The 13933-nt window shown below is 48.3% G+C and carries 20 protein-coding genes; 16 read left to right on the forward strand and 4 right to left on the reverse strand.

Annotated features, from left to right (window positions below; all coding sequences use genetic code 11):
* Positions 1-435, forward strand: coding sequence for a hypothetical protein (locus V3851_RS21210; RefSeq protein WP_331848541.1), 435 nt, complete (start codon positions 1-3; stop codon positions 433-435).
* Positions 436-489: 54 nt separating this feature from the next.
* A complete protein-coding gene (locus V3851_RS21215; RefSeq protein WP_331848542.1) occupies positions 490-831 on the forward strand; it encodes a DUF6848 family protein in 342 nt (113 codons plus the stop codon).
* Positions 832-1048: 217 nt separating this feature from the next.
* Here V3851_RS21215 and V3851_RS21220 read toward each other — a convergent pair whose 3' ends face one another.
* Complete coding sequence (locus V3851_RS21220) at positions 1049-1288, reverse strand: hypothetical protein (protein WP_331848543.1); 240 nt, start codon at positions 1286-1288, stop codon at positions 1049-1051.
* A gap of 68 nt (positions 1289-1356) precedes the next feature.
* On the opposite strand from V3851_RS21220, the gene V3851_RS21225 reads away from it, so the two are divergent.
* The 14 genes from V3851_RS21225 to V3851_RS21290 all read left to right on the forward strand — a co-directional run bounded on the left by V3851_RS21225 (position 1357) and on the right by V3851_RS21290 (position 12619).
* Positions 1357-3729: a phage tail tape measure protein gene (locus V3851_RS21225; RefSeq protein WP_331848544.1), complete on the forward strand. Its 2373-nt coding sequence runs from the start codon at positions 1357-1359 to the stop codon at positions 3727-3729.
* Positions 3730-3738: 9 nt separating this feature from the next.
* Positions 3739-4377, forward strand: a complete 639-nt coding sequence (locus V3851_RS21230) for a transcriptional regulator (protein WP_331848545.1) — start codon at positions 3739-3741, stop codon at positions 4375-4377.
* Between the two features lie 13 nt (positions 4378-4390).
* Positions 4391-5146 (forward strand): serine/arginine repetitive matrix protein 2, encoded by a 756-nt coding sequence (locus V3851_RS21235; protein ID WP_331848546.1) that lies wholly within the window; start codon positions 4391-4393, stop codon positions 5144-5146.
* Positions 5147-5157: 11 nt separating this feature from the next.
* Positions 5158-5442: a hypothetical protein gene (locus V3851_RS21240; RefSeq protein WP_331848547.1), complete on the forward strand. Its 285-nt coding sequence runs from the start codon at positions 5158-5160 to the stop codon at positions 5440-5442.
* Complete coding sequence (locus V3851_RS21245) at positions 5442-5852, forward strand: DUF2634 domain-containing protein (RefSeq protein ID WP_331848548.1); 411 nt, start codon at positions 5442-5444, stop codon at positions 5850-5852. Before V3851_RS21240 ends, V3851_RS21245 begins: the two co-directional genes overlap by 1 nt.
* Positions 5849-6979: a baseplate J/gp47 family protein gene (locus V3851_RS21250; protein ID WP_331848549.1), complete on the forward strand. Its 1131-nt coding sequence runs from the start codon at positions 5849-5851 to the stop codon at positions 6977-6979. The genes V3851_RS21245 and V3851_RS21250 overlap by 4 nt, the downstream gene beginning before the upstream one ends.
* A gap of 5 nt (positions 6980-6984) precedes the next feature.
* A complete protein-coding gene (locus V3851_RS21255; RefSeq protein WP_331848550.1) occupies positions 6985-7611 on the forward strand; it encodes a hypothetical protein in 627 nt (208 codons plus the stop codon).
* A complete protein-coding gene (locus tag V3851_RS21260) occupies positions 7608-7913 on the forward strand; it encodes a hypothetical protein (RefSeq protein WP_331848551.1) in 306 nt (101 codons plus the stop codon). Before V3851_RS21255 ends, V3851_RS21260 begins: the two co-directional genes overlap by 4 nt.
* A 1-nt stretch (position 7914) precedes the next feature.
* Positions 7915-9231, forward strand: coding sequence for a phage tail protein (locus tag V3851_RS21265; RefSeq protein ID WP_331848552.1), 1317 nt, complete (start codon positions 7915-7917; stop codon positions 9229-9231).
* 18 nt (positions 9232-9249) lie between these two features.
* On the forward strand, positions 9250-9615 hold the full coding sequence (locus tag V3851_RS21270; protein ID WP_331848553.1) for a hypothetical protein: 366 nt from the start codon (positions 9250-9252) through the stop codon (positions 9613-9615).
* A gap of 18 nt (positions 9616-9633) precedes the next feature.
* Positions 9634-10248: a hypothetical protein gene (locus tag V3851_RS21275; RefSeq protein ID WP_331848554.1), complete on the forward strand. Its 615-nt coding sequence runs from the start codon at positions 9634-9636 to the stop codon at positions 10246-10248.
* A gap of 67 nt (positions 10249-10315) precedes the next feature.
* Positions 10316-10456 carry a hypothetical protein gene (locus tag V3851_RS21280; RefSeq protein WP_331848555.1) on the forward strand — a complete coding sequence of 47 codons (141 nt, stop codon included), beginning with the start codon at positions 10316-10318 and terminating at the stop codon, positions 10454-10456.
* Positions 10457-10638: 182 nt separating this feature from the next.
* Positions 10639-11106 (forward strand): copper amine oxidase N-terminal domain-containing protein, encoded by a 468-nt coding sequence (locus tag V3851_RS21285; RefSeq protein ID WP_331848556.1) that lies wholly within the window; start codon positions 10639-10641, stop codon positions 11104-11106.
* Positions 11107-11284: 178 nt separating this feature from the next.
* Positions 11285-12619: a DRTGG domain-containing protein gene (locus V3851_RS21290; protein WP_331848557.1), complete on the forward strand. Its 1335-nt coding sequence runs from the start codon at positions 11285-11287 to the stop codon at positions 12617-12619.
* Between the two features lie 24 nt (positions 12620-12643).
* Here V3851_RS21290 and V3851_RS21295 read toward each other — a convergent pair whose 3' ends face one another.
* The 3 genes from V3851_RS21295 to V3851_RS21305 all read right to left on the reverse strand — a co-directional run bounded on the left by V3851_RS21295 (position 12644) and on the right by V3851_RS21305 (position 13917).
* On the reverse strand, positions 12644-12964 hold the full coding sequence (locus V3851_RS21295) for a YtpI family protein (protein ID WP_331848558.1): 321 nt from the start codon (positions 12962-12964) through the stop codon (positions 12644-12646).
* Positions 12965-13084: 120 nt separating this feature from the next.
* Positions 13085-13591, reverse strand: coding sequence for a hypothetical protein (locus V3851_RS21300; RefSeq protein ID WP_331848559.1), 507 nt, complete (start codon positions 13589-13591; stop codon positions 13085-13087).
* Positions 13588-13917 carry a YtrH family sporulation protein gene (locus V3851_RS21305; RefSeq protein WP_331848560.1) on the reverse strand — a complete coding sequence of 110 codons (330 nt, stop codon included), beginning with the start codon at positions 13915-13917 and terminating at the stop codon, positions 13588-13590. The genes V3851_RS21300 and V3851_RS21305 overlap by 4 nt, the downstream gene beginning before the upstream one ends.
* Positions 13918-13933: the final 16 nt, after the last annotated feature.

The raw sequence follows: 13933 nt of genomic DNA on the forward strand, positions 1-13933 counted from the left end.
ATGAGCATTATCAACGGCAAGGCGTATGATTGGGGCGATGTGAATATCGCTATCCCTGGCCTCTCTTTGGAAGTTCAAGAGATTAGCTATGATGATGAACTTGAGAAAGAAGTTGTCTACGGGAAAGGACTTCGGCCGCGCGGCTTTGGCGAAGGGAACTACAAATCAGAGGGAAAGCTCTCTCTACTGCGCGATGATTACGATGATCTGATTGCCTATTGTAAGGCCCAAGGAGTCGGCTTATATAAGTTGGTCATTCCGAAAATTGTAATTAGTTATGCTGATGGCAATAGCCGTACAAGAACGGACGTACTGAATACGGTCACCTTTACCAAGGCGTCTCATAAAAACGCCCAGGGCGATAAATCGCTGAAAGTAGATCTGGACTTTATCATCGTTAATGGCATTGATCGTGACGGGGTTAAGCCGGTCTAACGGCTCCACCCCCGTCAATATCAAAATAAATGACAAATTTCGGAGGCGAAATCTATGAGTGAAAAAGTAGTAACGACGAAAGCTGATGACTATAAAGCAAAGTATGACAAGGTGTACCAGGTGAAAGCTACCTTGGAACCTGACGATCAATCGACGGTTGATCTGGAGTATGTTTTCAAACGTCCGTCTTCTCCTAGTTTTGATCGGTATGTCAAAACTACATCCCAAAGCACAACAAAAGCCCTACGGAATTTTATCCTGGACAACATCGTGGAGGAACAAGCTACAAAGCTTGAAGCGGATCTGGAAGAATATCCGGCTCTTGCATTAGCGATTGGCGAAAAGTTACTCACGATGCTCGGGCTTAGCAAGGACGTAAATTTAAAGCAGCTTTAGAGAGTGCCCTTCAGGAGGTAAAAGCCAATATTGTAGAGTCAGGAACACTGGAAATCTATCGGTTTTTGCCTCCTGCTCTTCTAAAGAAAGACCCGGGGCAAATGGACATGGAAGAGTTTATTCGAACCTTGGCGCAGGCCAGGTACGTGCAGGAAGTAGAGGAAATCATTATGGCGAAGGCGATTGTTAGGGCGTTCGGGGACTAAAAAAACCGCCCTTAAAAGGACGGTTTCTTTCCGCGAATCCAGCTTCCATAAACCTTTGTTGCACTTTTTACGATTTTGAAAAACTTATCGTTCTTCTTTTCCACGTATCTACCCATTGTATGTTGATTCCCAAGCCAGAGAGAGTACGGAATTATGTATATACTCAGGGGCACAAAGATGATAACTGCAATAATGGCACCTGCACATAGTGCGAAAAGCAAGATTTTAAATGCAAACCATAATCCAACCATGATATTTCCTCCTCTATGTATTTAATTAGTATTTCCAATATATCACAACTGAAAGGGGGCGACTATATGTGAGCTTGGATTCTGTCTTTCGATTGTCGGTTATTGTCGGCATGATCGATCAGTTGACCGGGCCTATGACACGCATAAACTCTTCAGTCGATGAATCGGTTAGTAGAATTGATAAACTGAATCAGAGTTTTGCAAGTATGACCAAAACCGGTCTTGTTGTTGCTGGAATCGGTGCCCAGATCACTGATACGGCTCTGGCCCCTATAGAAGCAACCTTTGAAACGCGCCGGGCACTCGGTGAATTATCGGCTATGGGGGTAGAGAACTTTGCCGCGCTGGAGTCGGCTGCTCGTGAATTTTCCGATGAATGGGCTGGGACAAGTAAGTCTGATTTCTTAAAGGCAGCGATTGATATCAAAGGTGGTATAGATTCTCTTACGGACGAAGGTGTCGCGGGTTTCACGGAAATTGCCGGGATCACTGCCAAAGCCACCGGAGCAACAATCGAAGAAATGACTTCACTCTTTGCAACCGGATACGGAATCTATAAGGATTTTTACTCGGATCTCTCTGATTTGGATTTCGGAGAAATGTTATCGGCAGGGCTTGCTGAAGCAATTCTCGTCTTTAAGGCATCCGGTCCTGGTATGGCCCAAGCGATTGAATCCCTTGGCGGCTCGGCCACAACTGCAAAGGTCCCGCTTGAAGAACAACTCGCTGTTCTAGGGCAGCTTATGGCTACGATGTCGGGATCTGAAGCTGGTACAAAATATAATGCCTTTGTTCGCTCTGCTGCAAAGGCTGGTAAAACGTTGGGATTAACCTTTACGGATTCAAATAACCAGCTCCTCTCCATGCCCGAAATACTTGAAACGATGAGGGCCAAATATGGAGAAACGCTTGATACCATTGAAAAGCAGCAGATACAAAAAGCGTTTGGAACTGACGAAGCTGTCGCATTGATCGACTTGCTTTATTCCAAGACCGGGAGTCTTCAGGACAATATATTGACTCTTTACAATGCGATGGGCCAAGGGACTGCCGTCACAAAGGCAATGGCTTCTGAAATCAACAAGACGGAACCCGAGCGCTATGAACGGTTGAAGCAGCGAATTCATAACGTTGTCGAAGAAGTCGGAAACCAACTGCTTCCAACCTTTAATGCTTTTCTGGATAAGGGAGAACAGGTCGTATCAAAGATAAGCAACTGGATCGACAAACATCAAGATCTGACTAAATACATTGTTCTGACGGTCCTCGCGATCGGGACTTTGATTGCTGTTGCAGGAACTTTAACCGTTGTGATCGGTGGTATAGGGCTGATGACAACGAAAACAGTAGGCATATTTGTGGGTTTCTATAAATCTTTATTGAAGCTCCCGGACTTGTTTTTAACTTTAAGGATACGTGCTATGTATGCCGGTGACGGGATGCGGGCTGCCTTTAAAGGGATCGGATCAGTAACCAAATCAGCAGTAACAGGAATCAAGAATGTCGCTACAGGAATGGCAAATCTTGCCCGACAAGCCATCATGACCGCTGTCCGTGCTATGCCTGGGCTGATCGCCAGCGTTTGGTCCTTTACAGCGGCGCTCCTGGCAAACCCGATCACCTGGATTGTGGTCGGCATTGTGGCCCTGATCGCTGCGATTGTCCTCCTTTGGGTTAATTGGGACAGCGTGGTCAACTGGATTAAGAGTGCTTGGAACTCTTTTGTTAGTGGTATTAAAGCAGGCTTCGATTGGATTAGAAATTTATTCGCCGGAATGCCTGCCTGGCTTCAGGTAGCCCTGGCCGTATTTATGCCGTTTATTGGAATTCCGATGCTGATCATAAACAACTGGAGCAGCATTAAACAGTTCTTTGCAAACCTCTGGAACGGAATCACTGAATTATTCTCTAGCGGAATTCAAAAGGCGAAAGATATCATCAACGGAGCGCTGACATGGTTCAAGGAATCCGGATCAAAGGTAATCACTACGTTCACAGATGGTATCAAGAGCGTTATTAACAAACCGGCTGAACTCATTAAAAACGGCCTGGCGAAGGTCCGAGAACTGCTTCCCTTTTCGGATGCCCATGAGGGGCCGCTCTCTCAACTGACGCTCTCTGGTCGCAGAGTATTTGAGACAATCGGAACCGGGATGGAACAGAGCCAAGACGTTCCGGCTGAAATGACTGACAAAGCTTTCAGCAAAATGGGATTGGATCGTGACAGTGAGGTCAAGAAGATCAATCTCCGGGAGACTTTCTCTAATCAGTCCGAGACCAGCACTACCATGAAGGAGAAAGAAAACGGGACGACCATTGAAAGCCTCCATATCAATCTGGATCTTTCCAGGCTGAAGGATCTCCCTGCTCTGTTCAAGCTGCTGAAGGAAGTTGAAGATTACACGAACGGTAACGGACCGACACCGGCGACCGCTGGATAGGAGGACAACATGATCTATGTAGATGATACAGGCGTTAAGGTCGGAGGCGTTGTCCTCCCCGGCCTGTTCCGGAATATGGAGATTAAAGGCGAAGCAAAGGTCGAGGAACAAGAAGTAGAAGGTAAAACATCCAAACCCAAACAGGCGACCGGCTATGAGGATGTGAAGATCACTTTGGAAATAGCCTTGGAGGATAGTCCGAATATGACGAAACTCCGAAGGTTGGAGACGATTCAACGGCTGTTTCAGAAGCCAGGGCAAGCCAAGCCGATCGTTCACGACTTTGTTAGCACCCACTCCTCTGTGCGCGGTGTTTCCAAAGTAATTTTTAAAAGCCTGACCACCCGGGAGCAAAGCAAGAAGTCGGAGATCACGGTTATGATTGAGCTTTGGGAATACGTAGCCACGAAAATAACCGCAACGAAATCGAGTAGCAGCTCAAAGTCATCTAGTAGCAGTTCATCGAGCAGTAAATCCAGTACCAATTCCAATTCAAATATCAAGCTTACTGAAGACTATAGCCGTTATCTCAATTCCGGAAACCGTGGAACCGCTCCTAAGACAACGGACAAAACATCCAAGACGACGGCGGTCGATAATAAAAACACTTCGGTATATAAAAACGGTATCCTCCGGATGCCGGTCTGAGGAGGCGAACAAGTTGAACGATATCGATTTATTCTATCCGGATGTATATGTCGAACTCGGCAGTTACGGGCTTTCAGAGGGAATTGAAATTGAGGCGTACTCCTCGATGGATTCCTACTTTGATTGGGCTAAAATCCGGTTTACGGAGCAATTTCAGGACCATATCTCTGTATCCCGAAAGGACCCCGCTTTGATCGAATTGGGCTATAACAATAGCTTTGAGGATGTCTTTCAGGGCTATGTGGTGAGTCCATACTCTACTGGTAGTAATCAGCATGAAATCGTCTTGAAGGATGAAATGATTCTACTGGAGGAGACAATCATCACAAATACATTTCTCCAGACTACCCCGCAAGAAATATTAAAGTTCTGCCTTAACAAGGCTGGGGTTACGGATATGAGAATATCTTCAAAAGTTTATCCAAAGAAGCCCACCGTTCCAGTATTCCGGAAGAATGTCATATCAGTCATTGAGACGATCCATTCCATATGGAAGATCCAAGAGCCCTTCTTCTTCTCCTCCGGCGTGTTCTATTGGGGAGAGCAGCCGGAACAGGATAAAATCTATGAATTCGAATATGCCGAGAATATCATCAGCTTGGAACGCTCCGGAGGTCTTTGGGTGCTAGAGACGATCTCTGCCCCTTGGGTAAGGCACTCGCACAAGATAAAAGTGATTCACCCGAAAGTGTCCGGTGAGGTTACGGTAAAAAAGGTTATCTTCACGACGGAAGCTTCAGGGTTTATCCGGACACGAATCTATTTTTAGGTGGTGTTACCATGTCGCTAATTGAAATGACCAAAATCGCCATCGACAAGCATATTGAGACGAAATATCCGCATCTCCTATATCCGACAGCGGTACGGGCTAAGATCACCAAGGCATCAGGCGGCAGCGAGTACAATCTCAAAATACTTGACGAGAACGGCGTTATTGATGAACGGTTTCCCGAGATACCGAATGTGAAATCGGCCCTTTTATTTGAGAACGGTGATATCGTGGCAATTCTTCTGATGTACGGCCAGTTGCTTGATATTCATATCGTCGGTAAGGTGGCGAGCTGATGGCCGGACTTAATGACACGGATCTCTTGCTCAATGATGATTGGCAGATCGCCCAAGCCACCGGAGGCGATGCCCTCCTGGTATCTGGCCTTGACTGCTTCTTTCAGGACATTCGGCTGGAGGCACAGACGCAGGAAGGCGAACTTTTCTATGATGAGACTTGGGGCTGGTCGCTACTGGACTTCATTCAGCAGCAGGATGACGAATTGACCCGGCTGGAGATCACACAGCGTGTCCGCCTGAAGCTCGCTCGCCGGGAGGAAATCGACTCCGAAACGATTGAGGCCACCGCTCAATTTAACGGGGATACAGTCAGTGTATACGTCTCCTTTAGATTTAAGGGTGACGATAAGGAGTATCAGCTCGAAATCGAGCTGGACAGAGTGAAGGTCGAGGTGATTGTGAAATGATTGACGACAAGGTGCTGGATCAGATCCTCCCCGTTCCCGATCGTGATGAGCTGAAGAACGACCTTCAGGAGGAATTACAAGAAGAAGGCTTCGCCATTACCAACTATTCCTCGGGCGGTATTTTCTATACTCTGATGATGATCGCGATTCAGATCCGGATCGACCTGGTCAACCTCCTCCGCACGGTCCTGAACAATGTGTTTGTCAGTCACGCAACCGGTGATTGGTTGGAGCTGAAAGCAGCGGACTTTTCCAAGAAACGAAAACAGCCGGTCAAGACACAAGGCTATATTACCTTGTTGCGTACAGAAGCGGGCGAAGCGATACGAATCGCCAAGGGAGATATATTTAAAACAGAACCCGATCTCTTGGGCGAGGAGCTGCGCTTCCTAGCCTTAGAAAATAGTACGGTGCCCGCTGATGCTTTATCATATCGGGTACTCGTCGAGGCCGAATCCGAAGGCTCTGGCTATAATGTTCCCGCTGGGCAGATCAAACGGTCGCTTACGCATTATGCAGGGATCGACGAAATTACAAACGAATCCGGCTGGATCACCCAAGAGGGCAGCGACTTGGAGGAGATTGAAAGCCTGCGCGAACGTACTCTGAATAGCTGGGCCGAATTATCCACCCAACCGATCGCAGCGAAATACAAGTCAGTCTGTGAAGCAATTCCCGGTGTGCTGTTCGTTCGTGTCGATGATCTACACCCTCGCGGTCAAGGAACGATTGACATCATTGTCACCGGCACCGCTGGCACCCCTTCGGACGGGCTGCTTGCTCAAGTCCAAGCGGCAGCTGATGCCATCAAAGGCCCGGACGATAACGTCCTGGCTAAACCTTCAGACACAGTACCGCAGGATATCGCAGTCACGATCTGGATTCCTGCCGACGCCTCCGACGAAGGCATTGAGACCAAGGCAACGGCCATCCTTACCGAACTGCTTCGAATCAGAAAAGACCGAAGCCTGAATGAACTAAACCACGCCGATATCATCTACGCGATCCGGAAGGACATCAGCATCAGTAAAAACGTGAAGGTCACTGAGCCGCCGCAAGACGTAGTCTTGGACAATAACAAGGTTATCGTTCTTGGATCGGTCACCATTTCCATAGTGAGGGGGTAACGACCTTGTTTGAAAAGTTTGTTGATTATATGTTTTACCTGCTGTTCGGCCCTCTCAAAAAGGTCATAAAAAAAAGCAACCAGTTCTATATCTTTTTTAAAGTGATCGGCAAGCTGTTTGACCAGACCAAACAGGACATCTTTAAGGTTCGTGAAGAATCCATGATCATTTCGGCCAGTGAACTGATGCTCGAAATACATGGCGCTGAGAGAGACATGCCCCGCCTGAAAGGTGAGGACGTTGAAAGCTATCGAATGCGCCTGCTTATGAAGAACGTTATCGCCGAACAGGCCGGGACGAAAAACGGCATTTTAACCGCCCTGAAGGCCCTTGGATACGATCAGTCATACATTGAGCCTTATTATATTTACGATCCGGAACGGTGGGCCGAATTTATCGTTTATCTCGGCAGCAGTACACCGCCAGGGATCAACGATATTGCGATCATTGACGGCGAAGTCATGAAGGTTAAGCCAGCCCGGTCTAAACCTAATTATGGGATTGAAGAAGGCGCTGGTACAAATGTGGTAATGCAATCGTCTTTTGATGCTGGAATGACTGGCTTGCCGCTTTGTGGAACGATTCTATGCGGTGTATGGCCGTCGCAAAATTTAAGGGGTGAACCAGTTTGAAGACATTAACACCGTTAGGACTGTCCAAACAAATGACGCGCTTCGCGGAATCACTTTCTCATGCAACATATGAGCATGAAGCACACACTAAAGAAATCAGTTTTTCCAAGGAGGTTAGCGAGGATAGCGTTAAAATCATTGTCATTTTTGATGAGAATATCTCCGGCCAAATTGGTAATGTGAAGCTCATCGACCAGGAGGGCGATGTCGTGGCACATGCTGGGCGAATCTTTATTAAACCGGCAGCCAAAAGCCTATATGTTGCCTTCCGATATAAGCTCATAGAAACAGAGGTGGATTAGATTGTATAACCGAACAGTCTGGAAAGACCATATCGTCTCCCCCACCGGTGAGATAGTTCAGCAGGGGACGCCGATCAGCGCGGCTAACCTGAACAACATCGAGGAAGGCATCGCGCAGCTAAATGTGGACTTACAAAATGTTAAGGTTCCACCCGCATCTTTGGATGAGGCTGGTATCGTGCAGCTCTCCAGCGCCACGGACAGTGATGCCGAAGACAAAGCGGCTACCCCCAAAGCGATCAAAGATGCAGCGTTAAAAGCGAAATCCTACACCGACCAACAGATTAACCTTGTGACTGAAACGGGAATCCCGAAGCTGGTCAGCTACCCGTTAAAGGTGACGGCCACGACGGATAACCAAGCCGTATTTGAGATCCCGCTCGACCTGTTTGATTCTAACACCGATACGCTGATGGTCTCCATTAACCGGGCCATCCTAGACCCGAGCCAATACACCATTACAAACACCGTCCGAAATGCGGCTGGTGAAGTTACGCAACGGGCTAAGATTACTCTCCTGTCCGGCGTCGCTTCATCATCCGAGTTGTCTATGGTTGTACTGAAGAATGTACCTATCGGCCCGGATGGCGCGATCAATGGCGCGGTGCTGGCGGTGGATAGCGTCCCTCTCAACAGGGTCAACGGACTACAGGAACAGCTTGATGAGGTTTTTCAAGCTGGCAATGAGCGTAAAACGGAAGTGGTTGCCGCGCTTGTTGCCAAGGGTATTTCGGCATCCATTTCGGAGAGTTGGGATTCATTGATTTCGAAGATGTCGGCGATTATCAAGGCGACAGGTAACGCTACTGCGGCACAGGTAAGAGCTGGCGCAACTTTTAGCAATGCCTCGGCAAACGGTTTAACAGGTTCATTGCCTGTGCGAGCAACAGCGGCACAAACCATTACACCGGGGACGAGTGACAAAGTGTTGCAAGCAGGTATATTCGATGGGGCGATAACGATTAAGGGCGATGCCAATCTTGTGCCCGGTAATATCAAGGATGGTGCCGAAATATTCGGCGTAGCAGGCAATTCGATTGAGGGTAAACGCTCAGCAACTGGTACAGCTATCCCTTATAATAGTGAGATTTCAGTCAGGTCACTCTCGTTTTCTCCCAGTGTGGTTGTTTATTACTATATTCCTGATCTTTACGGATTTCTTGCCCGTCGAAATGGTTTTACCACTGATTTTGGTGCTGTAACGGCTGGCGCTAATTCATATAACCAAATTACCGGCACTTTTTATGCAGATGGTTTTAAGATAAGAACACCAAACGTGCCAACTGGAAAACAGGTACAGTGGTTGGCAATAGAATAACGAAGGGGGTTAAAAACAATGGAAATTGGAAGAAGAATATACTGGGATAAAGCAACTGGTAATGTAATTTTGGATACAGGAGAACGAGCTGGATTTGTCCGTGAATCTACACAAGAAGAAGATTATATGACATTCCAAGCGCTTGCTGAACGTATGCCGGAAACAGTTGGATGCCTTCAACTCGAATATGGACAGTTCGCAAGTGATTTTTCGGAATGCAATGGGTATAGGGTAAACCCTGAAACATTAGAACTAGAATTTAGTTACCCGAACCCGAATGAATCGGAGCCAGAAGAACCAACATATCAAGTGTCATTATCAGAACAAGTAAACGAACTTAAACAAGCTATTGCTGAACTAACAATGTTGATCGCTACGTCTTAAAAAGGAGAGGAAAAACTCATGGCAAAGGGCATTACTTTACAAGAATTGGATGCAACAGCGAAAAACCAACTTGTAATTAAAGACAGTGCCGGGCGAGCTAAAGTAGCCGCACCATCGGCATCAGATGATATCGCCATTAAAAGCACTGTCGATAATGCGGTTGGGACATTGTCAAGCTTAAAAACAACTGCAAAAACAAACGCTGTTGCGGCGATTAACGAGCTTTTTCAGTCTGCCAGTGATGGGAAAAGTGCAGTTGCTGCCGCCATTACTGGCAAAGGAGTAGCGGCATCAGGCAGCGATACTTTTGCACAACTGGCAACAAAAATTGGACAGATCGTTACTGGTAAAAAATATGCTAGCGGCATAACGGCCGCTACTTATAGCGGCAACAATTACAATCTTGTTGTGACTGGGCTAAGTTTTAAGCCTAGTATAGTTATCTACTACAGTGCGGTCAATTATTTTGGACTTGGGGTATCCGTAGAATCCATTTTTGGCGTTGGATTTAGTCTTAAAACTGGTCCAAGCGATGTTTATGAAAGACCGGCCGTAACATATAGTAATGGCGGTTTTGTTATTGAAAAGATCAACACTGCTAGTTCAGAAATTAAATGGATCGCATTTGAGTAAATAACAATGATGGTAAATCTGTACGTGGTATGCGTAGGATTGAGAAAATGAAAGGAAGTGAAAACTTATGACTTTCACCAAGGATAGTGGTTTGATTAAGGTGTGGGTAAGCCTTGTTATGACGGGTGCTTACACGGTTGACCAAGTACCAGTATTATATAATCTCAAAACAGTTGTTTGGGAAGTAGTAAACGGCACAGCAGCGTAACACAAAAAAGCGATCCTAATCAAGGATCGCGTACATAAAAAGCCTGAGTATTTTTGCCAAAAATCATGAGAATCTTTGTCAAAAATTTTGCGCGGCTACACCTTGGGTTTATTTGGGATTTATATTATACTATTAAAGTCATTATTAGATGATCTAAGAGAAAGAACAGGAGTTGAATGATAATGAAAAAGTGGATAGGGGCTATTTTGGTTGCGGCATTCGTGTCATGTTTATCCCCGGTCGCTTCCGCCGACATCTTTGACGATTCCAAGGTTAAAGTTATCTATAACGGGACCGAGCAAAATTTTGAGCCGAAGGCGGTCATTTGGAACGATTACACGCTGGTTCCGTTCCGACAGGTGTTTGAGCTGTACGGCGCAGACGTTCAGTGGAACAATGAAACCAAAATGATCACGGCAACCAAAGACGATCTGTCGATCGAAATTCCTGCAAGCGGAAAGAAAGCTTTTATCAATGGTGAGGAGATTGAACTGGCACAAGGGCCGCTCAACGCCAAAGGTACCACGCTGGTCGGACTTCGCTTCGTAAGCGAGGCGCTGGGGGCGGAGGTTTCGTTCGATAAAGCGACTTTGACCGTTTATATTAACACGGATGAATTTGAACCGGAGTTTTTCGGCATAACACAATAATATTGCGCAACAAGGCGAAATTATCTGGAGGCTCCGGATAATTTCGCCTTTTTGCATATAAAGCGGTGCATGAGTAAGTTGCGTTTATGATTTGCTCACGGAATGTCCGCTTTTTTTTACCCCTGAAACATGTATAATAGATACAGAATAGTACAGATCGAGACGGGGGGTATAACAGATGGAGGGACATGAGGAGAGCGTCACAAAACACGAGCAGCTGCTCCAGTACATCGAGGGCCTCAAGATCGGAACGAAAATTTCGGTGCGCAAGCTGGCGAAAAGCCTGGGGGTCAGCGAAGGAACCGCCTACCGGGCGGTCAAGGAAGCGGAAAACCTGGGGATCGTCATTACGAAAGAGCGGATCGGTACCGTGCGGGTGGAGAAGAAGCCGCGCAACATCTCCGACCAACTGACGTTCGGCGATGTGGTGGATATCGTGGAGGGCCATGTTCTCGGCGGCGCGGACGGCTTGAATAAGACGCTGCATAAATACGTCATCGGCGCGATGAAGATCGACGCCATGGCGCGGTATATCGATGCGGGCAGCCTCCTCCTGGTCGGCAACCGCGAGAACGCCCATTCGCTGGCCCTGGAACAGGGAGCGGGCGTGCTGATCACCGGCGGCTTCGGGACAAGCCGCGATGTGAAGACGCTGGCGGACCGGCTGTCCCTGCCGATCATTTCCTCCCGGCACGATACGTTTACCGTCGCCTCGATGATCAACCGGGCGCTGTTCGACCGCCTGATCAAGAAAAAGATCATGCTGGTGGAAGATATCGTCATGAGCAAACCGAAGGTGAACATGCTGAAGGTGACCAGCAATATCTCCGATTTTGATCAGCTTTCGATTGAGACCGGGTATCAGCATTTTCCGGTCGTCGACGAATGGAACCGGGTCATCGGCATCGTCAGCCGCAAGGATGTGGAGGATTTGAACGGGGACCAAAGCATCGAAAAATGCCTCACACGCCATCCGATTACGGTCGGCATGCAGACCTCGCTCGCCTCGGCGGCGCAGATCATGGTATGGGAAGGGATCGACTTTCTGCCGGTCGTCGACCGCAACCGCAAGCTGATCTCCTCGGTGACGCGCCGGGAAGTGCTGCAGGCGATGCGCGACGCCCGCAACCAGCCGCAGCTCGGGGAAACGTTCGAGCACTTGATGTGGAACGGATTCGCCGAGGAGCGGGACGAGAGCGGCAGGCTGTTCTTTCACGGCGTGATTACCCCACAGATGGCGACCGACCTCGGGACGATTTCCCACGGCGTATTAACGTCGCTGATGACCCAGGCCGGACTCAGCGCGGCCAAGGATGCAAGCGGCGGCGATTATGTCGTCGACAATGTGACGACGTATTTCGTGAGCCCGGTTCAAATCGAGAACCCGGTCATCATCAAGCCGGAGATGCTGGAAATGAGCCGCAGAGCCTGCAAGCTGGAAATCGTCATGACGTACCAGGACCACCTGGTCTCCAAAGCGGTCATGACGCTGCAATCGATCGACCACGCTTAGCGCGCTTAAACTTAATTGGCGCGCCTAGCGCGAACCGGCTTCGTTCGATTCCCGGCCTTGGCGGGAGAAAATGCCGTGATTGCGGATGCCGGCAAAAATATTAAAGGCGCCAAGCACCATGAACAAGGCCCCGACAACGACGCGCACCGTGGAACCTCTGAACATGAACATTTGAATGATCGCCAGGATGATAAGCATAAAGCCCATACTGATGTTCGTTTTGGCCTGCGCGAGCCCGCGGACCCGAGGGTCCAGGGAACGGCGGGATTTGATGCTGAACCAGATCGAACAGATGCTGGATGCGATCAGCCCGGCATAAAGCACATACAATATACCTTCGATCATGAAAAGGTCGACGCTCCTTTTTGGATACTTGTAATTGAGATAAAACATCGAAATTTAACGGCTCGGCCTGTCCTATCGGTTAATGTTAAAATGTGATATTTTTCATTGTACCATGAAAATTCAGCTCCGCACATAGGGTCTGATATCGACCCATACCTGCAGCACGCCCTCACTGACGAGCATCGTTTTGACCTGGATGGCATATTCTTTGTCGCGCACGACATAGATTTTCCGGTTCAACAAGGTTCGTGCCATCTTGGCGTCGGAATCGATATCGAAAATATTCCGGCCGCGCAGCACCTCGAGCTCCGCGTGCAACTGCTGCACGACCTCCTTGACGGCCAGCGCGTCGAGAGGCGGGTCGCGCTCTTCCACACGCACTTGAATCTCTTTGATGACCGTGGATTGCTTGCGGTATTTTTTCAGCGTTTTGTTGTCTTCTTCCGCCTGATAGAGCTGGATTTGCAAATCTTTATTCTCCAGCCACAATTTGTTATAGCTCGTCTGATAGACGACATTGTATACGATGCTGCCTGTCACCATGCCTAGCAGAAATACGGCGGCAAGCTGCATAAACCGCTTAAATCCTTTGAGCGTCGGCATCGCAGGCAGGTTCCGCTCATTCATCCCCGGCCTCCCCCGCACATCCATCTGACCAATTCGGATCCCATATGCGCACCCATAAAGGCGAACAGCAGGTACAGGATTTGTTTGATCGCCGGGGACAGATTTCCGTCAAAAAAATTGCTCTCGATCACCCGCATCGGATCGATCGTTCCACCTACCGCCGCGGCGAGCGCCCAAATTTTGATTCTTCCCGCGATATCCAGCATCGTATGAGTCGGCGGCTGCATCGAGACAATCGCGCCGATCCCGCCGACCATCGCCCCTCCAACGACAATCCCGAAAGCCACAAAGAAATCCATCACCGCTTTGGTCAGAAATGTGCTCATCTTCGGCGAATCTCCC

It is taken from the genome of Paenibacillus haidiansis (assembly GCF_036553665.1).
In the GTDB taxonomy this organism is placed as follows: Bacteria; Bacillota; Bacilli; order Paenibacillales; family Paenibacillaceae; genus Fontibacillus; species Fontibacillus haidiansis.

What these genes read in the sequence shown, in the direction of transcription:
- V3851_RS21210 (WP_331848541.1), top strand. Translation starts at nt 1, where the DNA reads ATGAGCATTATCAACGGCAAGGCGTATGATTGGGGCGATGTGAATATC.
- V3851_RS21285 (WP_331848556.1), top strand. Translation starts at nt 10,639, where the DNA reads ATGAAAAAGTGGATAGGGGCTATTTTGGTTGCGGCATTCGTGTCATGT.
- V3851_RS21230 (WP_331848545.1), top strand. Translation starts at nt 3,739, where the DNA reads ATGATCTATGTAGATGATACAGGCGTTAAGGTCGGAGGCGTTGTCCTC.
- V3851_RS21290 (WP_331848557.1), top strand. Translation starts at nt 11,285, where the DNA reads ATGGAGGGACATGAGGAGAGCGTCACAAAACACGAGCAGCTGCTCCAG.
- V3851_RS21280 (WP_331848555.1), top strand. Translation starts at nt 10,316, where the DNA reads ATGACTTTCACCAAGGATAGTGGTTTGATTAAGGTGTGGGTAAGCCTT.
- V3851_RS21300 (WP_331848559.1), bottom strand. Translation starts at nt 13,591, where the DNA reads ATGAATGAGCGGAACCTGCCTGCGATGCCGACGCTCAAAGGATTTAAG.
- V3851_RS21295 (WP_331848558.1), bottom strand. Translation starts at nt 12,964, where the DNA reads ATGATCGAAGGTATATTGTATGTGCTTTATGCCGGGCTGATCGCATCC.
- V3851_RS21245 (WP_331848548.1), top strand. Translation starts at nt 5,442, where the DNA reads ATGGCCGGACTTAATGACACGGATCTCTTGCTCAATGATGATTGGCAG.
- V3851_RS21220 (WP_331848543.1), bottom strand. Translation starts at nt 1,288, where the DNA reads ATGGTTGGATTATGGTTTGCATTTAAAATCTTGCTTTTCGCACTATGT.
- V3851_RS21250 (WP_331848549.1), top strand. Translation starts at nt 5,849, where the DNA reads ATGATTGACGACAAGGTGCTGGATCAGATCCTCCCCGTTCCCGATCGT.
- V3851_RS21305 (WP_331848560.1), bottom strand. Translation starts at nt 13,917, where the DNA reads ATGAGCACATTTCTGACCAAAGCGGTGATGGATTTCTTTGTGGCTTTC.
- V3851_RS21270 (WP_331848553.1), top strand. Translation starts at nt 9,250, where the DNA reads ATGGAAATTGGAAGAAGAATATACTGGGATAAAGCAACTGGTAATGTA.
- V3851_RS21275 (WP_331848554.1), top strand. Translation starts at nt 9,634, where the DNA reads ATGGCAAAGGGCATTACTTTACAAGAATTGGATGCAACAGCGAAAAAC.
- V3851_RS21240 (WP_331848547.1), top strand. Translation starts at nt 5,158, where the DNA reads ATGTCGCTAATTGAAATGACCAAAATCGCCATCGACAAGCATATTGAG.
- V3851_RS21215 (WP_331848542.1), top strand. Translation starts at nt 490, where the DNA reads ATGAGTGAAAAAGTAGTAACGACGAAAGCTGATGACTATAAAGCAAAG.